The organism is Citrobacter sp. R-1.5.2 (genome assembly GCF_035064245.1).
GTDB lineage: Bacteria > Pseudomonadota > Gammaproteobacteria > Enterobacterales > Enterobacteriaceae > Citrobacter.
The window spans coordinates 13763-30622 of the sequence record NZ_JASEYC010000009.1 but is presented as its reverse complement, the minus strand read 5'-3'; the positions used below and the strand labels follow the sequence as shown (position 1 = coordinate 30622).

Here is a 16860-nt window from a genome sequence, read left to right as displayed (position 1 = left end):
ACGGAGTCAAAATGAAAAACGTGTTGTCTGTTCAGTCGTCAGTCGTTTATGGCTATGCCGGGAATAAGGCCGCGGTGTTGCCGATGCAGCTCTCGGGTATTGATGTCTGGCCGTTTTACACCGTACAGTTTTCCAACCATACCCAGTACGGGATGTGGCAGGGGATGGCGATGCCGCACGGTGAGTTGAGTGCGATCATCAGCGGGCTGGACGATCTGCAAAAGCTCGCCCAGTGCGATGCCGTGTTGTCGGGTTATCTCGGTGATAAACGTCACTGCGAAGAGGTAAAGCACGCGGTTACCACCATTCGTCAGCGTAACCCACAGGCGCTCTACTTTTGCGATCCGGTGATGGGTGATCCGCAAAAAGGCTGCATTGTCGCGCAGGGTGTGGAGGCCTTTTTTGTCGATGACGCCATTCAACTGGCCGACATAATGGGGCCAAATCTCTATGAACTGGGTGTGCTGACGGGCAGACAACTGCGTAGTTTTGACGAAGTAGTGGAAGCGGCGCAGCAACTGGTGGCGTGGGGCGTGAAGAAGGTGCTGGTGAAACATCTCGGCGACTGCTCGCGTGATAAGCAGGCGTTTGAAATGCTGCTGGTGACACCGGAACAGACGTTACACATTGCCCGGCCGCTGTATACCTTTGCCAAAATGCCGGTGGGTGTTGGGGATCTGATTTGCAGTGTGATGTTGGCTTCGTTGCTGAATGGCTTTGAGGATAAACTGGCGCTGGAGCGAACGACAAGTGTTGTCGATGCGGTAATGCGGCTGACGAAAGAGCGCGATTCGTATGAACTGCGGCTGATAGACGCGCGTCATCAGATTATGGACCCACAGGTTCGCTATCAGGCAACGGTGATCTGACGCCGCAAGGGGGCTCTGTGTTTCTGACATTGCTGCGGCTTCAGCATCCGTTGGTCTACCGTTTTGCGTGGCTTCGTCTGTGGGTGGCGGTGTTAAGAGCATGCGGTCTGCGTAAGAGGAAGGGGTGAGCATTTTACGCTGCTGTCGCTGCCGGATGCGGCTCGCGCCTTATCCGGCCTACAAATGAGCGTGAAACGCAGGCCTACAAATGAGTGTGAAATGTAGGCCTGATAAGCGAAGCGCCATCAGGCATAAGTGCCAGGTATTACACGCGGAAGTAGCGTGGTGGAATCAACGCGGAAAAGGCGTCGAACTTCTTCACCATCTTTTTCCAGAACAACATAACAATAATCCTCGATTTGAAACATCGGCGCTATTTTAGTCAGCGCCGACAAATCGTAAAGTCTGTTGCCTCGTTCCGTTCCCGGGGCGGTGTAAACCTTTTTGGTCACTGTGTCGTCAAATACGATTGCCGCGAATTTGACGGGGTTGACAATGGTTTACGCCATAAACCAGTAATAAAACAGACCGACTTTCAGGCCGAGGATCACAATGTAGGCGCAGCAGTATTTCATGGTGCCAGACATAATCTGGTTGGCCTGACCGTCCATTTTGGTGGCAGAAACCGCGATGGCGATGCTTTGCGGCGAAATCATTTTCCCCCCCGTAGCGCCAGAGGTATTGGCCGCCGCCAGCCAGTTAGGATCGATATGTAACTTGCTGGCGGCAATGGTTTGCAGCTTGCCGAACAGAATGTTCGAGTTGGTATCGCTGCCGGTCACAAACGTGCCCAGCGCGCCGATGACCGGGGCGAGGAATACGTACGAGCTGCCGGTCAGATCGACAATCGACTGGGCCAGCGTGGAGATAATCCCGCTGAGATCCATCACCGTGGCCAGCGCGACGATCGCCATAATTGCGACGATAGAGTTTTTAAGCTGGAAAATCGTTTTGATAAATACTTCCAGCATCCCACGTGCGGACGCTCCCTGAATAAAACCGCCGATAATGGTCGCAAAGATGATCAGCATCCCCGGCGTGGTCACCCATTCCACTTTCAGCGCCATCGTTTTGCCGTCAGCGAGCGTGAAATGCAGCACCGAAGCCAGTTGGGACGCTGCGCCTTTTATTGTCGGGAACAGCGGCGAGCACAGCAGGATAAACACAAAAATAAACAGATAAATAGAGCCAACCCGGAACAACACTTTTGCCGAGCGCGGCGTGGTTTCGCGGGTATGGCTGACCTCAATGCGCCACTCGGGATCGGTTTTCCCTTTGCGCAGGCGACTGACCATCGCCACGGCAAACAGGCTGACCAGGCTACCGGCAAAGGCGGGTAATTCCGCGCCAAGATGGATGGCGACAAAATATTGCGGAACCAGCGTGGTGATGCCGCAAATCAACGTGATCAGAAATACGCCGCGAATGGCTCTCAGGCCGCCGCCAATAATGCAGACAATCACAAACGGCAGCAGGATATTAAACAGCGCGAGCTGCAAAATAATGGTTCCGCCTAAGGTATAAACCGGCAAATTAACCTGTTCTGCCAGAATAGAAACCGGGATCCCGACCGCGCCAAATGCGGTGGGAACGGTATTTGCTACCAGAGAAGCAATCGCCGCCTTCAGCGGGTTGAATCCCAGCGCAATGAGGATGCCGATCGGAATGGCGACCGCCGTGCCATAGCCCGCCGCGGCTTCAAGAAATCCACCAAAACACCATGAAATCAGCAGCACCTGAATACGCTTATCTTCGCTAATGCTGGCGAGAATATCGCGCAGAATATCCAGCGCTTTGGTTGCCTGCATGACGTTATAACTAAAGATAGCGCCGAGGATCACAATCACAATCGGCCATAATCCCTTCAGTGCGCCATAGCCTATTGCGGCTTGCAGATTCTGTACCGGCATCGCCCAGAATATCGCTGATAGCGCGGCGGTGAATACTAAAGAGATCAACACGGAATAATGGATGGGCATTTTCAATTTCAATATTAAAAATACCATCAGTAGTAACGGAGAGAGTGCCAGGGCAAACATAAAATATTCGTTCATTGCAATTCCTGATTGGTTTATTAAACCTGATTTATATTTATGGTGGAAAGGCTACATTGATGCATAAATAAAATATGTAAACTGAATCGCTTCAGTGAATAAAGTAATTATGATTAATAGTTTTGTAACTATTGTAATCTTTTAATTAAAAGCTTCCGCCAGGTAAATATACTTAAGAGTAAGCCTAATACCTATAAGTAGTTATTTAATAACCTTTTTAATAATGGTAGTGACGAGATTAGTAATCACATGAAACTGTTTTTTAGGTTTTAATAACGCGGTGGTTTTCAATATAAAAATGTGAGCAAGGCCGAAAGAAATAAACCAGGGTGTTGCATGTGCGAGTCGATTAGAGGATTATTTAATTTTGTCATACAAATGAAAATACAGACATTTGCGATTGTCCTGATATAAGAAGCGGAGCGTCGCCAGCAACGGGAAACGATCCGAACATCACCATGAATCCAGGCATGAGTAAAACCAAAAAAACGAAAAACTGGGCGTGATATACGGCTGAACCTTTGCTTGATATCGCGATATCAAGCGCAATAAACAGAAATGAAGCAATGGAGTAGTTATTGTGAATGTAAATTTCTTTGTCACCTGTATTGGTGATGCACTGAAATCACGGATGGCACGAGACTCCGTATTGCTGCTGGAAAAACTGGGCTGCCGCGTGAATTTCCCTGAAAAACAGGGGTGCTGTGGTCAGCCAGCCATCAACAGCGGCTATATCAAAGAAGCGATCCCAGGGATGAAAAACCTGATCGCCGCCCTGGAAGACAACGACGACCCGATTATCTCCCCGGCAGGCTCCTGTACCTACGCAGTAAAAAGCTACCCGACCTATCTGGCCGATGAACCGGACTGGGCGCTGCGTGCCGAGAAAGTTGCCGCGCGTATGCAGGATCTCACCTCTTTTATCGTGAACAAACTGGGCGTGGTGGATGTCGGCGCTAGCCTGCAGGGACGGGCGGTGTATCACCCTTCCTGTAGCCTGACCCGCAAGCTGGGTGTAAAGGAAGAGCCGCTCACGCTGCTGAAAAACGTGCGTGGACTGGAGCTGCTGACGTTTGCCGATCAGGACACCTGCTGCGGCTTTGGCGGGACGTTCTCGGTCAAGATGGCCGAGATATCCGGCGAGATGGTGAAAGAGAAAGTTTTACATCTGATGGATGCGAAGCCGGAGTATTTGATTGGCGCGGACGTCAGTTGCCTGCTGAATATTGGCGGTCGACTGCAACGGGAAGGCCAGCCGGTCAAAGTGATGCATATTGCTGAAGTGCTGATGAGCCGCTGAGGGGAATGAGATGTCAATAAAAACCAGCGATGTAGAGTTTAAACTGCGCATCCGTCAGCAGATAGAAGATCCGATCATGCGCAAAGCTGTGGCCAATGCGCAGGAGCGTATCGGCGCGAATCGCCAGAAAATGGTCGATGAATTAGGCCACTGGGAAGACTGGCGCGATCGTGCCAGCCAGATCCGCGATCACGTTCTGAGCAATCTCGACGCTTACCTGTATCAACTCTCCGAGAAAGTGACGGAAAACGGCGGTCACGTCTATTTCGCCAAAACCAAAGAAGAGGCTACCCGCTACATTTTGCAGATCGCGCAGAGTAAAAACGCGAAGAAGGTGGTGAAGTCCAAGTCGATGGTGACCGAAGAGATCGGCGTCAACCATGTGCTGCAGGATGCCGGAATTCAGGTGATCGAAACCGATCTCGGCGAGTACATCCTGCAACTGGATCAGGACCCGCCTTCGCACGTCGTGGTTCCGGCTATTCATAAAGATCGCTATCAGATCCGCCGCGTGCTGAACGAGCGCCTGGGGTACGATGGTCCGGAAACGCCAGAAGCGATGACCTTATTCATTCGCCAGAAGATCCGCGAGGATTTCCTCAGTGCTGAAATTGGCATTACCGGTTGTAACTTTGCCGTCGCGGAAACCGGTTCTGTTTGCCTGGTGACCAACGAAGGCAATGCGCGCATGTGCACCACGCTGCCGAAAACGCACATTGCGGTGATGGGGATGGAGCGTATCGCACCGACCTTTGCTGACGTGGATGTGCTGATCACCATGCTGGCGCGCAGTGCTGTAGGGGCTCGTCTGACAGGCTATAACACCTGGCTGACCGGCCCGCGTGAGGCGGATAACGTTGATGGACCGGAAGAGTTCCACCTGGTGATTGTCGATAACGGCCGTTCGCAGGTGCTCGGTTCTGAGTTTCGCGATGTGCTGCGCTGCATCCGCTGCGGAGCCTGTATGAACACCTGTCCGGCCTACCGCCACATTGGTGGACACGGGTATGGCTCAATCTATCCAGGTCCTATCGGCGCGGTGATTTCTCCGCTGCTCGGCGGCTATAAAGATTTCAAAGATCTGCCGTATGCCTGTTCGCTCTGCACGGCCTGCGACAGCGTTTGTCCGGTACGTATTCCGTTATCAAAACTGATCCTGCGTCATCGTCGCGTTATGGCTGAAGAGGGCATTACCCCGAAAGCCGAGCGCCGGGCGATAAAAATGTTCGCGTATGCCAATAGTCATCCTGGGCTGTGGAAAGTGGGGATGATGGCAGGCGCGCATGCGGCGAGCTGGTTCATCAATGGCGGTAAAACGCCGCTCAAGGTTGGCGCGATTGGTGACTGGATGGAGGCGCGCGATCTGCCTGATGCTGACGGCGAGAGCTTCCGCAGCTGGTTTAAGAAACATCAGGCGCAGGAGAAAAAGAATGGATAACCGTACCGCGTTTTTAAACACCATCGCCCAGGCGCTGGGCCGCCCGTTGCGATTCGAACCGCAAGCGGATGCCGCGCCGGTGAACAACTATGCCAACGAGCGCCTGACCGAACTTAGCCCCGAGCTGCGCTGTGATGCGTTTATCCAGTTTGCCAGCGAAGTGATGCTGGCCCGCTGTGAGTTGACTCGCGAGGACCAGGCCGCAGACACGGCGCTTCGTCTGTGCGAAGAATTGGGTCATCAACCGGTGGTGCTGAGCGGCGACAGCCGATTGGTGGAACTGGGGATAACCGAACGCCTGCAGCAGGAATGCAATGCCGTGGTCTGGGATCCGGCTCGCGGTAGCGAAAATATTACCCAGGCCGAGCAGGCGAAAGTCGGCGTAGTGTATGCCGAGTACGGCTTAACGGAGTCCGGCGGCGTGGTGCTGTTTTCCGCACCCGAGCGAGGGCGTTCCCTGAGCCTGTTGCCGGAGTCCTCGATTTTCGTGCTGCGTAAAAGCACCATTCTGCCGCGGGTGGCGCAGCTGGCAGAAATTCTGCATCAGAAGGCGCAGGCCGGTGAGCGGATGCCGTCGTGTATTAATATCATTAGCGGACCCAGTTCAACGGCGGATATTGAGCTTATCAAGGTGGTTGGGGTGCATGGCCCGGTGAAAGCGGTGTATCTGATTATTGAAGATTGTTGAGGCAGGATGGAAAACCGCTCTGGCGCTATAGGCCAGAGCGGTATCGACGTTATGCAATCATGCTGATGATCAACACGATTATCAGGCCAACCACGGAGTTTACCAGCTCCAGAAGACCCCAGGTTTTCAACGTATCCTTCACTGACAGGTCAAAGTAACCTTTGAACAGCCAGAAGGAGGCATCGTTGATATGCGTCAGGGTGTTAGAACCTGCCGCCGTTGCCAGCACCAGTAACGCCGGATCGACCCCCACCAGTTGACCGGTTGCCGGGTCGAGGATCGCTGCGCTAATAATCCCCGCCGCCGTCATGGCGGAGACCACGCCCTGGCCGGTTGCCAGACGAATCAGCACGGTGATCAGCCACGCCATGATATACGGAGAAATATTGCCGTGTGACATCAGCATGCCGATGGTATCGCCGATGCCGGTATCGATAATGGTTTGTTTCAGAACGCCGCCCGCGCCGATGATCAGGATCACCATGGCGATGCTTTTCACTGCGTTTTCAAAGGCGTTCATCACCCACTGCATGTCATGGCCGCGTGCGGTACCAAACAGCACGAAGGCAACAACCATGGCAATGAACATTGCGATTGGGGAAGAGCCTAAGAAGTTGACCACTTCCCACGCCTGCGTCCCTTTCACCAGCCAGATGTTAGCGATGGTGGTGGAAATCATGATGATCGCCGGGATCAGCGGTACCAGAATCGACACACCGAATGACGGCAGGTTGTTCTGGTCAACCGGTACATCGGCTTTCATAAATGAAGGCGTTGGGCGTTCAAGGTTACCGAGGAATTTCGGCAGGATCAGACCCGCGCAGATAACGCTCGGAATAGTGACCAGAATACCGTAGATATAGACCATACCCATGTCGGCACCATAGGCGTTTACCAGTGCCACCGGGCCCGGCTGTGGCGGGAACAGTGAGTGTGCGGTGGTCGCTGCGGCAACGGCCGGAATGGCCAGTTTCAGGAACGGGATCTTCGCTTCTGCGGCAATGACGATCACCAGCGGTGCCAGCATAATAAAGGCCACTTCGTAGAACATCGCCAGGCCGAAGATCAGGCCGATAATGATCACCGACAGCTGCACATAGCGCAGGCCGAGTCGCGCCAGCAGCGTATGAGCAATCTGATGCGCCGCCCCGGAATCGACCATCAGTTTACCGATGACCGCACCGAACACCACGATAATTGCCAGTTCACCCAACGTACCGCCGAAGCCGGATTTCATGGTGTGCAGCAGCTCCATTAAATCCATCCCCGCCAACATGCCGACGGAGAGTGCTGCCAGCAGCAGGGCGACCATTGAGTTTATTTTGAAACGCAAATTGAGCACCAGCATGAGGCCGATGCCGAATACAACCCACAGAATATTGAGAACGTGCATAAAACGTCTACCTTGTTTTGGTTGAACCATTATGATTTTGGTTGAGATGTTACACGTATTGGTTAACCATTGATGCGATAAATGTCACAATCCATATTCAATGTTGACATTGATAACAGACCGTTCCCTTTCAGGCCGCGCCCTGCAGGCCATTTCCTCTTAACTTCATCACGTTACCTCACTATTCATGTCAGACCACTGATACAGTTTTTGTGATTTGGTTAACCAATTTTGTTGTTTAGGTTGACATGTGGAGGCGAAAGGTAGAATTTATGCGCCATGTCGTCCGGTTTGCTGGCGTAATGCGTTGAGCACACCGGCAGTTGAGTAAGTCGTGGCTCGCGGCGTTTGCGCCGGGGGCCAACAATGTGAAGAGGTTAAAAGCATGGAACAGACATGGCGCTGGTACGGTCCTAACGATCCGGTTTCTTTAGCTGATGTGCGTCAGGCAGGCGCTACCGGTGTTGTTACCGCCTTGCACCATATCCCGAACGGGGAAGTGTGGTCAGTTGAGGAAATCGAAAAACGCAAAGCTATCGTTGAACAGGCGGAGCTGGTCTGGTCGGTTGTCGAAAGCGTACCGATCCACGAAGACATTAAAACCCGTTCCGGTAACTATCTGCAGTGGATTGCCAACTACCAACAGAGTCTGCGCAACCTGGCGCAGTGCGGTATTCGCACCGTGTGCTACAACTTCATGCCAGTACTCGACTGGACGCGTACCGATCTGGAATATGTCCTGCCGGACGGCTCCAAAGCATTGCGCTTTGACCAGATTGAATTCGCCGCCTTTGAGATTCATATCCTCAAACGTCCCGGAGCAGAGGCAGACTACACCGCTGAAGAGGTCGCTCAGGCACAGGAACGCTTCACCACCATGACCGAAGAAGATAAAGCGCGTCTGACCCGCAATATCATCGCCGGTCTGCCGGGGGCGGAAGAAGGTTATACCCTTGACCAGTTCCGTCAGCACCTTGAGCGCTACAAAGATATCGATAAAGCCGCGCTGCGCGAAAACTTTGCCGTCTTCCTGAAGGCGATTATTCCGGTTGCTGAAGAAGTCGGTGTGCGCATGGCGGTACACCCGGACGATCCGCCGCGCCCGATCCTCGGCCTGCCACGTATTGTTTCCACCGTGGAAGATATGCAGTGGATGGTGGATACGGTCAACAGTATGGCGAACGGTTTCACCATGTGCACCGGCTCTTACGGTGTTCGTGCGGACAACGATCTGGTTGATATGATCAAACAGTTTGGCCCACGCATTTACTTCACCCACCTGCGTTCCACGCTGCGTGAAGATAACCCGAAAACCTTCCATGAAGCGGCGCATCTCAATGGTGACGTGGATATGTATGAAGTGGTGAAAGCGATTGTTGAAGAAGAGCATCGCCGTAAAGCCGAAGGTAAAGAAGATTTAATTCCGATACGCCCGGATCACGGTCACCAGATGCTGGACGACCTGAAAAAGAAAACGAATCCAGGCTACTCCGCGATTGGTCGCCTGAAAGGGCTGGCGGAAGTGCGCGGCGTTGAGATGGCTATCCAGCGCGCTTTCTTTAGCCGCTAAATCAGACCGGCCGGCAACCTGTCGGGCCGGCTTTTTTCTTTTCTCTTCCCGTCGGCATTTCCGACGGGTTCTGGAGTTCACGATGACAACGACAATTGCCAATAGCAACCTGCCGGTTGCGCGCCCTGCATGGGATAACTCTCGCCTGCAATCCCGTATTGTTCACCTGGGATGCGGTGCTTTTCACCGTGCGCATCAGGCTCTGTACACTCATCACCTGCTGGAAACTACGGACAGCGACTGGGGTATCTGTGAAGTTAACCTGATGCCGGGGAACGACTGTGTACTGATTGAAAATCTGCAAAAGCAACAGCTGCTGTATACCGTGGCAGAAAAAGGTGCGGACAACACCGTACTGAAAGTGATTGGCTCGATGAAAGAAGCCATGCACCCGGATCTTGACGGCTGCGACGGTATTTTGCGTGCGATGGCGCGTCCGCAGACGGCAATTGTCTCGTTGACGGTAACCGAAAAAGGTTACTGTACGGATGCCGCCAGCGGTCAGTTAGATCTCAATAACCCGTTGATTAAACACGATCTGGCGAATCCGACTGCGCCGAAATCAGCAATTGGCTATATCGTGCAGGCGCTGCATCTGCGTCGTGAGCAGGGGCTGCCGGCCTTTACCGTGATGTCCTGCGACAACGTGCGTGAAAATGGCCACGTGGCGAAAGTTGCGGTACTGGGGCTGGCACAGGCACGCGACCCGCAGCTGGCGCAGTGGATTGAAGCAAACGCCACTTTCCCATGCACCATGGTGGATCGCATTGTTCCGGCGGCGACGCCAGAGACGTTGCAGGAGATTGCCGATCAACTGGGTGTTTACGATCCGTGCGCCATCGCCTGTGAACCGTTCCGTCAGTGGGTGATTGAAGACAACTTCGTGAACGGTCGCCCTGACTGGGATAAAGTCGGTGCACAGTTCGTTGCCGATGTTGTGCCGTTTGAAATGATGAAACTGCGCATGCTTAATGGCAGCCACTCTTTCCTTGCGTATCTGGGCTACCTCGGTGGTTATGAAACGATTGCCGATACTATGACCAACCCGGCGTACCGCAAAGCCGCGTTTGCATTGATGATGCAGGAGCAGGCTCCCACACTGTCGATGCCGGAAGGCACCGATCTCAATGCGTATGCGACCCTGCTGATCGAGCGTTTCAGCAATCCATCCCTGCGTCATCGTACCTGGCAGATTGCCATGGATGGCAGCCAGAAACTGCCGCAGCGCCTGTTGGACCCTGTTCGTCTGCACCTACAAAACGGCAGCGACTGGCGGCACCTGGCGCTGGGTGTGGCGGGCTGGATGCGTTATACCCACGGCGTGGATGAGCAGGGGCAGACCATTGACGTTGTCGACCCGATGCTGGCGGAATTCCAGCGCATCAATCAGCAGTATCAGGGCAGTGAACGCGTTATGGCCCTGTTGGGATTAAGCGGGATCTTTGGCCATGATTTAGCGGAAAACGCGGATTTTGTGGAAGCAATTATCGTGGCTTATCAGCAACTGTGCGAGAAGGGCGCGCGCGAGTGTGTCGCAACACTGCACGCTGACGCATAACGCCCGAACTATGACGGGTCAATCAAAATATCTGTTTGGTTGACCCGTTTTCTGTTTTTGGCTTGCCGCAAATGCTATAGTTCAGGCGACATAAAGGTTATTTGTAGGCCTGATAAGGTGCGTCCTGCCATCCGACCTACGGATCTGAATAAACGCATCTGACGGATAGAACATAATGAAATCGAACACTTCTCAGCAAAGACCCTACCAGGAAGTGGGTGCCATGATCCGCGATCTCATTGTCCAGACGCCATACCAACCCGGCGAGCGCCTGCCCCCGGAGCGTGAAATAGCCGAGATGCTCAATGTTACCCGCACGGTGGTGCGCGAAGCGTTAATCATGCTGGAAATTAAAGGGCTGGTGGACGTGCGGCGTGGTGCCGGGATCTACGTTCTCGACAACGCTAACGCGCAGACAATCGACAGCACGGATATTAATCATTGCAATGATGCGGGGCCTTTTGAGCTGTTACAGGCACGCCAGCTATTAGAGAGCAATATCGCCGAGTTTGCCGCATTGCAAGCCACGCGCGAGGATATCGTCAAAATGCGCCAGGCATTGCTACTGGAAGAACGTGAGCTGGCCTCCAGCGAACCAAACGGCTCGGAAAGCGGCGACATGCAGTTTCACCTTGCCATTGCCGAGGCCACGCACAACAGTATGCTGGTCGAGTTATTTCGTCAGTCATGGCAGTGGCGTGAGAACAACCCGATGTGGATCCAACTGCACAGCCACCTTGACGATACCCATTACCGTAAAGAATGGATGGGCGACCACAAGCAGATCCTGGCGGCACTCATTAAAAAAGATGCCCGCGCGGCCAAACTGGCAATGTGGCAGCATCTGGAAAACGTTAAACAGCGACTGCTGGAGTTTTCAAACGTTGATGATATCGACTTTGATGGTTATCTGTTTGACTCCTGGCCGTTGGATACGGTTAACGCCTGATTTTTCTTCCCTTTTACAACGTGGGCCATCCCGGCCCACGTATCACTTCCCACTGATTTCCTCTGACTATTTTCCCCGTCCGGACGCGACGTAAAATAATGTTTCCATCAATGCAGATGGCGTTTTTTGCAGCGTTATCGCGGGGCGAAAATTGACATATATCAATTAAAAACAACTTATTTTCGCGTGCAAAAAAATGCATCATTTACCTTATTTTTACCTTTTCGTGCTTATTTTTCGACAAAACAGGTCAATGCGAAGTGAGAATCACATTGATTTTCCCAACGGTTAGTGCCGTTAATGTGTACTTAAAGGCGTATAAAAACAGAGGATTTGGATAAAAGTAGACATTAATCACGCTCCGTAACCTATTGGTCAGAATGATGTTTTGATTGCGCAGGTTGATGACTCGTCCAGCCGCTCCCATTTTAATCAAATGAGTAAGAAAAAATATTCGTAAAGTAAAAATTACACATTATTCTACAATCAAGTTATCTTTCATTTGAAATATCGTTCCACTTTTTTTGGGTTTATTAACAGTTTCATTACTATTGTGATTTTTTTTTGCCGTTGACATGTTTTTACACTGACTGCATATTTCATCGCCATAAGCGTGTTATTGCGTTCAGGAGTTAAAAATGCCTTCTCGAGATTATCCCGATATCCGAAAAGCCAGAGGGACCCGATCTAAAGATATGGTCCTTTTAAGTGCCCGTGTTGATACTTCTCTTTGGGAATATGTTCGAACACTGGCATTTGAAACGCGTAAAAGTAAACAAGACATTATTGCGGAAGCGTTAATGTTACATCGCTCTATTAATGAGAGCGAAAGCGAAAGTTCAAAGTAGTATCTCTCTGTTCGGGTTTTATTTAAAACCCAAAATGAAATATGTCTTGCCACTTCATTATTGCCTTTATCGGTATGTTTTTTGGTGTGTTATTGGTGTTTCCCCTTAATCCATAGGGGACTTTTTTATGCAGGCATTTTGTCTTCATAACAAAGTTGATAGCAAAATTCACAATTAAAAGTGAGTAACAACATGAAAAAGTCAGTAGTGGCATTAGCTGTAATGGCATTAGGGGTAACCTCCGTTCATGCAGCGGAAATTTATAATAAAGATGGCAACAAATTGGATCTGTACGGCAAAGTAAAAGCGGTACATTCCTGGACTGACGGTAAAGATGCTGATGGTACTTACGCGCGTCTGGGTTTTCGCGGTGAGACTCAAATTAACGATCAACTGACCGGTTACGGCCAGTTTGAAAGTCAGTTTGATGCTTCTAAGGCAGAAGGGTCACAGAATGGCGTTAATACACGTCTGGCGTTTGCTGGTCTGGATTACGGCCATGACGTTAGCTTTGACTACGGTCGTAACTACGGTATCGCTTACGATGTGGGAGCTTACACTGACACTCTTTCAGAGTTCGGTGGCGACTCCTTTGAGGATACTGACCGTTTCCTTACTACACGCACTTCTGGCGTTGCAACACTCCGCACCAAAAATCTGTTTGGTGCCGTTGATGGTCTGAACGTTGGCGCGCAGTATCAGGGCCAGGATGACTCTAACGCTAACCCGGCAAAACAGCACGGTAATGGCTACGGCTTCTCGCTGGGTTATGACAATATTGCGGATTCCGGCGTTTCTGCCATTGCGACCTATACCATTAACTCCGTGACTGCTGAGCAGAAACGTAGCGGCTGGGAAGGTGACAACGCTGAGTTCTGGGGCGCTGGCCTGAAATATGACGCGAATGCTATCTACGTTGCAACCATGTACGGCGAGTCCCACAACCTGATTCAGGATGCGGACAAAGCACAGCATTTTGAAGCGATGGCTGCCTATGTGTTTGATTTTGGCCTGCGTCCGAACGTGGCATACGTTCATGCGCGTGACAATGACAACACTGACCTGACCGAATACGTTGCGCTGGGTACTGATTACTACTTCAACAAAAACATGGTGGCCGATGTAGGTTATAAAATTAACCTGCTTGATGGCAAAAACGACGACAACCAGGTTGTTGCTGGCCTGACTTACCAGTTCTAAGTTTTTGTGATGATTGCAAAAGGCGTCTTTAGTAAGACGCCTTTTTTACATGCATTTGAGGCTCACATCGGTTGGTTTTGTTCCGACTGCAGATCGCTAAATAGCCATTTCCAGATATCCACTTTTACCCATGCAACGGCACAGAGAATGAGGTAAAAAAGAGGATTATGCGTAATGGAGATACGCATGACTTCCATCAGGTCTACATGCAAGTTTCCGGCTATTGCCATGTTGATAACAAAAATAGAAGCAATAGCACTGGCCAGTAAAATAATAATAGCCTGTATTTTGGCTACCTCCGGAAACTTTCCGGAAGCCCACTGCCACAAGAAAACAGTTGTTAGCAGGAATATAATAAACAATCCTGCCGCACCAAATAGACCATAGTTTTTATAATCGCCTACCGTGCTAATTAAACCAGCCAGAATAATCAACCCAAGTATGAGTTTTTTTAACCTCGACATGTACTCTTCCCGGAAGTGTTGTTGTAATTTAATTAATATGTCCATTTTTACGCATGTGCTATCAGCAAAGGTATATACGTAAAAGTGAATTATAAAGTTTTTAGAGGGATGTTTGACTGTTATTTACAGGTTATTAAATGCTGACATTTAATTGCAGAGCAATCTGATGAAGATATATTTATGGCGTTAGCGGAGTGGTGGTCTATACCGACTATACGCTGTTGTTTATCCCCTGGATAATCCGAATATATATCAGCTTTTCACGCTAATCCGGCATGTTCAGGAGGCGGGGAACGCGGCTATACAGCGCCAGTCTCCGTTTTCCTGGCGGTAGATAGATTCGGTATGCCCTGGAATCACCCATTCTTCCTCCCTGCCAGCAACACAGTCGATGTAGATACAGAGTCCGCAGCCACCGCGAAGCTCGCGGGGAATATCCGCCACCCGAAAGCGGACCCCTGCGGCCTGTAGCGTCTTGCGCATTTTGATGACACCGACGGTGGAATGAAACAAGAACAGCGTTTCCTTCACTGACGCTTCTCCTGACGCTGACCTATCAACGCAGCCCCGATTGCACCGGCAAACTGTGCGTCGGGATGCGTGTGTACGGGGATGCCGACATGACCTTCGAGCATACGGGCAAAGGCGTGACAGTGGCTGACTCCGCCGGTAAATAGCAGCGGTGCCTGGGCTGAAAGCCGCCCGATGAAGTTTGCGCTGCGTCTGGCCATCGCGTTGATCACGCCAGCCAGAATCGCCTCCGGCGCGATGCCCGCAGAGCGCAGGCTAATGACTTCTGACTCGGCAAATACTGTACACATGCTGGTAATAGCATGTGGTTCGACGCCAGCAGTAATCGTATCCAACTGCTCTACGCTGGCGCCGAGGGTGCGTGAGATGACGTCCAGAAATCGCCCGGTTCCGGCAGCGCACTTGTCATTCATTAAGAAATCGCTGAGATTACCATCGTCATCCAACTGGATAACTTTACTGTCCTGACCACCGATATCAATGACTGTGCGGGTGCCGGGAGCCAGCAATCGCGCCCCCAGTCCGTGGCAGGAAATTTCAGTGACCTGTTTGTCGGCATAATCGACGAGTTGCCGTCCGTACCCGGTGAGGGTCAAAAATGGCCTGTTCTCCAGCCCAGCCTGCAACGTTTCCCATGCCTGCGCGATCGCGTCTGCGGGGCGAAAAGGCGTTGTGCAAAGGAAGCGACGCCTGATGACGTTACCTTCCAGCAAAATGCCTTTCGTTGCCGTGGAACCGGAATCAATCCCTATTGAGTATGTCATCCGCCTTCCTCACAACATTTCAATGAATGCGGCGACGCGGGTACTGAGCTGGCCGATATCTGCGCTGGAGTAGTCGGTTTCAATCGCGATATAGGGAATGTTGTGCTGTTGGCGTACGTGGCGCTTAATCGCGAGCGATTCAACGGCGTAGGTGTGGCAAGCCTGCAAAATGACATCGACGACGCCGTCAGCCTGGTACTCGTCAACCATTTGACTGAGCATCTTAAGACGTTGATCGTTTGGAGAAATACAGGAGCAGCCGATGGCGAGGTATTTATCAGTCAGCGCGTCGTAGACATCGCCGGTTTCCGCCACGCATTGTTCGGTGGCCTTTGCGCCGGTGCAGTTTTCATAACCCACGACCCAACCGCCGTTTTCTTCAATGGCACGAACCACTTTTTCTGCCGCGCCGCCGATGGGGCAGCCGGTTATCAGGATGCGCGGACGTGACACCAGACGTTTCCCGGCCTGCCATTCCAGATGTACGCGCTCGGCCATGCTATTGAGCTCGTCGATCAACGCGTCTTTATCAAAGCGGAAGGTGGCGCCGTAGACGACTTTCAGAATGTCACTGCCGCTAAGTGCAGGTGGGTTAAGTTGACCAACGCGATAGAAATTCGCCAGCGCCCGACGTTCCTTGTTTTTGAGAATAATGGCTTCACGCAGCGCAGTTTCGGTAATGGCTGTGCCAAAACGGGCTTCGACGGCCTGTTGCAGACGCAGGATCTCGGCTTTCCATAGCGCACGGGACGCCGCATCGCTGGCGCTGTTGGGCAGTTGCATCACATGTACCGCTTTAAATTCGGCCATGTATTCGTACATTTTCTTTTTACCATCGCAGGTGGTTTCGCCCACCACCAGGTCAGAGAAATAGAAGTAGGGGCATTTGTCGGTTTTGCCAAAACCGTAGCTGCTTTTGATCAGCGGACACAGGTTCCGCGGCAGATCTTTTTCGGCTTCTTCAATGGTTTCATCAGAGGTCGAGCATAGGGAAACGACAACCGCGCCCACCGCCATCGCAATCTCCTGCGGCATAAAGGTGCAATAGGTCCCAACGAGCGGAATACCTTGCTCTTTAAGATCCATTACGGTGAGAAAACCTTTCTGACGGGCGTCGGAGAATTGATTGAAAATGGCGGGTAAATCGGTGATGAGCGACATGATTTTCCTTCCCCGTAACACGGGAGACAGTAAAAAGACGCCGCATTATAACCCTGTAATATGTCAGGTTTTA

At 51.6% G+C, this 16860-nt stretch carries 15 protein-coding genes; 9 read left to right on the top strand and 6 right to left on the bottom strand.

What is annotated here, in order from left to right; all coding sequences use genetic code 11:
* Positions 1-11 precede the first annotated feature (11 nt).
* Positions 12-869, top strand: a complete 858-nt coding sequence (gene pdxY, locus QMN38_RS16320) for a pyridoxal kinase PdxY (RefSeq protein ID WP_323605374.1) — start codon at positions 12-14, stop codon at positions 867-869.
* Positions 870-1369: 500 nt separating this feature from the next.
* Here pdxY and QMN38_RS16315 read toward each other — a convergent pair whose 3' ends face one another.
* On the bottom strand, positions 1370-2923 hold the full coding sequence (locus tag QMN38_RS16315) for an L-lactate permease (RefSeq protein WP_271442142.1): 1554 nt from the start codon (positions 2921-2923) through the stop codon (positions 1370-1372).
* A 580-nt stretch (positions 2924-3503) separates the two neighbouring features.
* Between QMN38_RS16315 and QMN38_RS16310 the strand changes: the two genes are divergently transcribed.
* From QMN38_RS16310 to QMN38_RS16300, 3 genes are read left to right on the top strand one after another with little or no spacing between them, the layout of a single operon-like run.
* Positions 3504-4223 carry a (Fe-S)-binding protein gene (locus QMN38_RS16310; protein ID WP_271442268.1) on the top strand — a complete coding sequence of 240 codons (720 nt, stop codon included), beginning with the start codon at positions 3504-3506 and terminating at the stop codon, positions 4221-4223.
* A gap of 10 nt (positions 4224-4233) precedes the next feature.
* Positions 4234-5661, top strand: a complete 1428-nt coding sequence (locus QMN38_RS16305) for a LutB/LldF family L-lactate oxidation iron-sulfur protein (RefSeq protein WP_323605373.1) — start codon at positions 4234-4236, stop codon at positions 5659-5661.
* Entirely contained in the window at positions 5654-6349 is a 696-nt protein-coding gene (locus QMN38_RS16300) for a LutC/YkgG family protein (RefSeq protein WP_323605372.1), read from the top strand. The genes QMN38_RS16305 and QMN38_RS16300 overlap by 8 nt, the downstream gene beginning before the upstream one ends.
* Before the next feature lie 49 nt (positions 6350-6398).
* On the opposite strand, the gene gntP is transcribed toward QMN38_RS16300, so the two are convergent.
* The gene (gene gntP / locus QMN38_RS16295) at positions 6399-7742 is read right to left on the bottom strand and encodes a gluconate permease GntP (protein WP_137383854.1); all 1344 of its coding nucleotides are present in this window, start codon (positions 7740-7742) and stop codon (positions 6399-6401) included.
* Between the two features lie 385 nt (positions 7743-8127).
* Between gntP and uxuA the strand changes: the two genes are divergently transcribed.
* The 5 genes from uxuA to QMN38_RS16270 all read left to right on the top strand — a co-directional run bounded on the left by uxuA (position 8128) and on the right by QMN38_RS16270 (position 13867).
* Positions 8128-9312 (top strand): mannonate dehydratase, encoded by a 1185-nt coding sequence (gene uxuA / locus QMN38_RS16290; protein ID WP_323605371.1) that lies wholly within the window; start codon positions 8128-8130, stop codon positions 9310-9312.
* An 82-nt stretch (positions 9313-9394) separates the two neighbouring features.
* Entirely contained in the window at positions 9395-10870 is a 1476-nt protein-coding gene (locus QMN38_RS16285; protein ID WP_323605370.1) for a fructuronate reductase, read from the top strand.
* 175 nt (positions 10871-11045) lie between these two features.
* A complete protein-coding gene (gene uxuR / locus QMN38_RS16280; protein ID WP_271442262.1) occupies positions 11046-11819 on the top strand; it encodes a Uxu operon transcriptional regulator in 774 nt (257 codons plus the stop codon).
* Positions 11820-12457: 638 nt separating this feature from the next.
* On the top strand, positions 12458-12667 hold the full coding sequence (locus QMN38_RS16275) for a hypothetical protein (protein WP_137345740.1): 210 nt from the start codon (positions 12458-12460) through the stop codon (positions 12665-12667).
* 192 nt (positions 12668-12859) lie between these two features.
* Positions 12860-13867, top strand: a complete 1008-nt coding sequence (locus QMN38_RS16270) for a porin (protein ID WP_323605369.1) — start codon at positions 12860-12862, stop codon at positions 13865-13867.
* Between the two features lie 62 nt (positions 13868-13929).
* Here QMN38_RS16270 and QMN38_RS16265 read toward each other — a convergent pair whose 3' ends face one another.
* The 4 genes from QMN38_RS16265 to QMN38_RS16250 all read right to left on the bottom strand — a co-directional run bounded on the left by QMN38_RS16265 (position 13930) and on the right by QMN38_RS16250 (position 16787).
* The gene (locus tag QMN38_RS16265) at positions 13930-14331 is read right to left on the bottom strand and encodes a hypothetical protein (RefSeq protein ID WP_323605368.1); all 402 of its coding nucleotides are present in this window, start codon (positions 14329-14331) and stop codon (positions 13930-13932) included.
* Positions 14332-14610: 279 nt separating this feature from the next.
* Complete coding sequence (locus tag QMN38_RS16260; RefSeq protein ID WP_323605367.1) at positions 14611-14862, bottom strand: putative Se/S carrier protein; 252 nt, start codon at positions 14860-14862, stop codon at positions 14611-14613.
* Positions 14859-15626, bottom strand: coding sequence for a putative 2-hydroxyacyl-CoA dehydratase activator YjiL (yjiL, locus tag QMN38_RS16255; protein ID WP_323605366.1), 768 nt, complete (start codon positions 15624-15626; stop codon positions 14859-14861). The genes QMN38_RS16260 and yjiL overlap by 4 nt, the downstream gene beginning before the upstream one ends.
* A gap of 9 nt (positions 15627-15635) precedes the next feature.
* The gene (locus QMN38_RS16250) at positions 15636-16787 is read right to left on the bottom strand and encodes a double-cubane-cluster-containing anaerobic reductase (protein WP_323605365.1); all 1152 of its coding nucleotides are present in this window, start codon (positions 16785-16787) and stop codon (positions 15636-15638) included.
* Between the last annotated feature and the right edge of the window lie 73 nt (positions 16788-16860).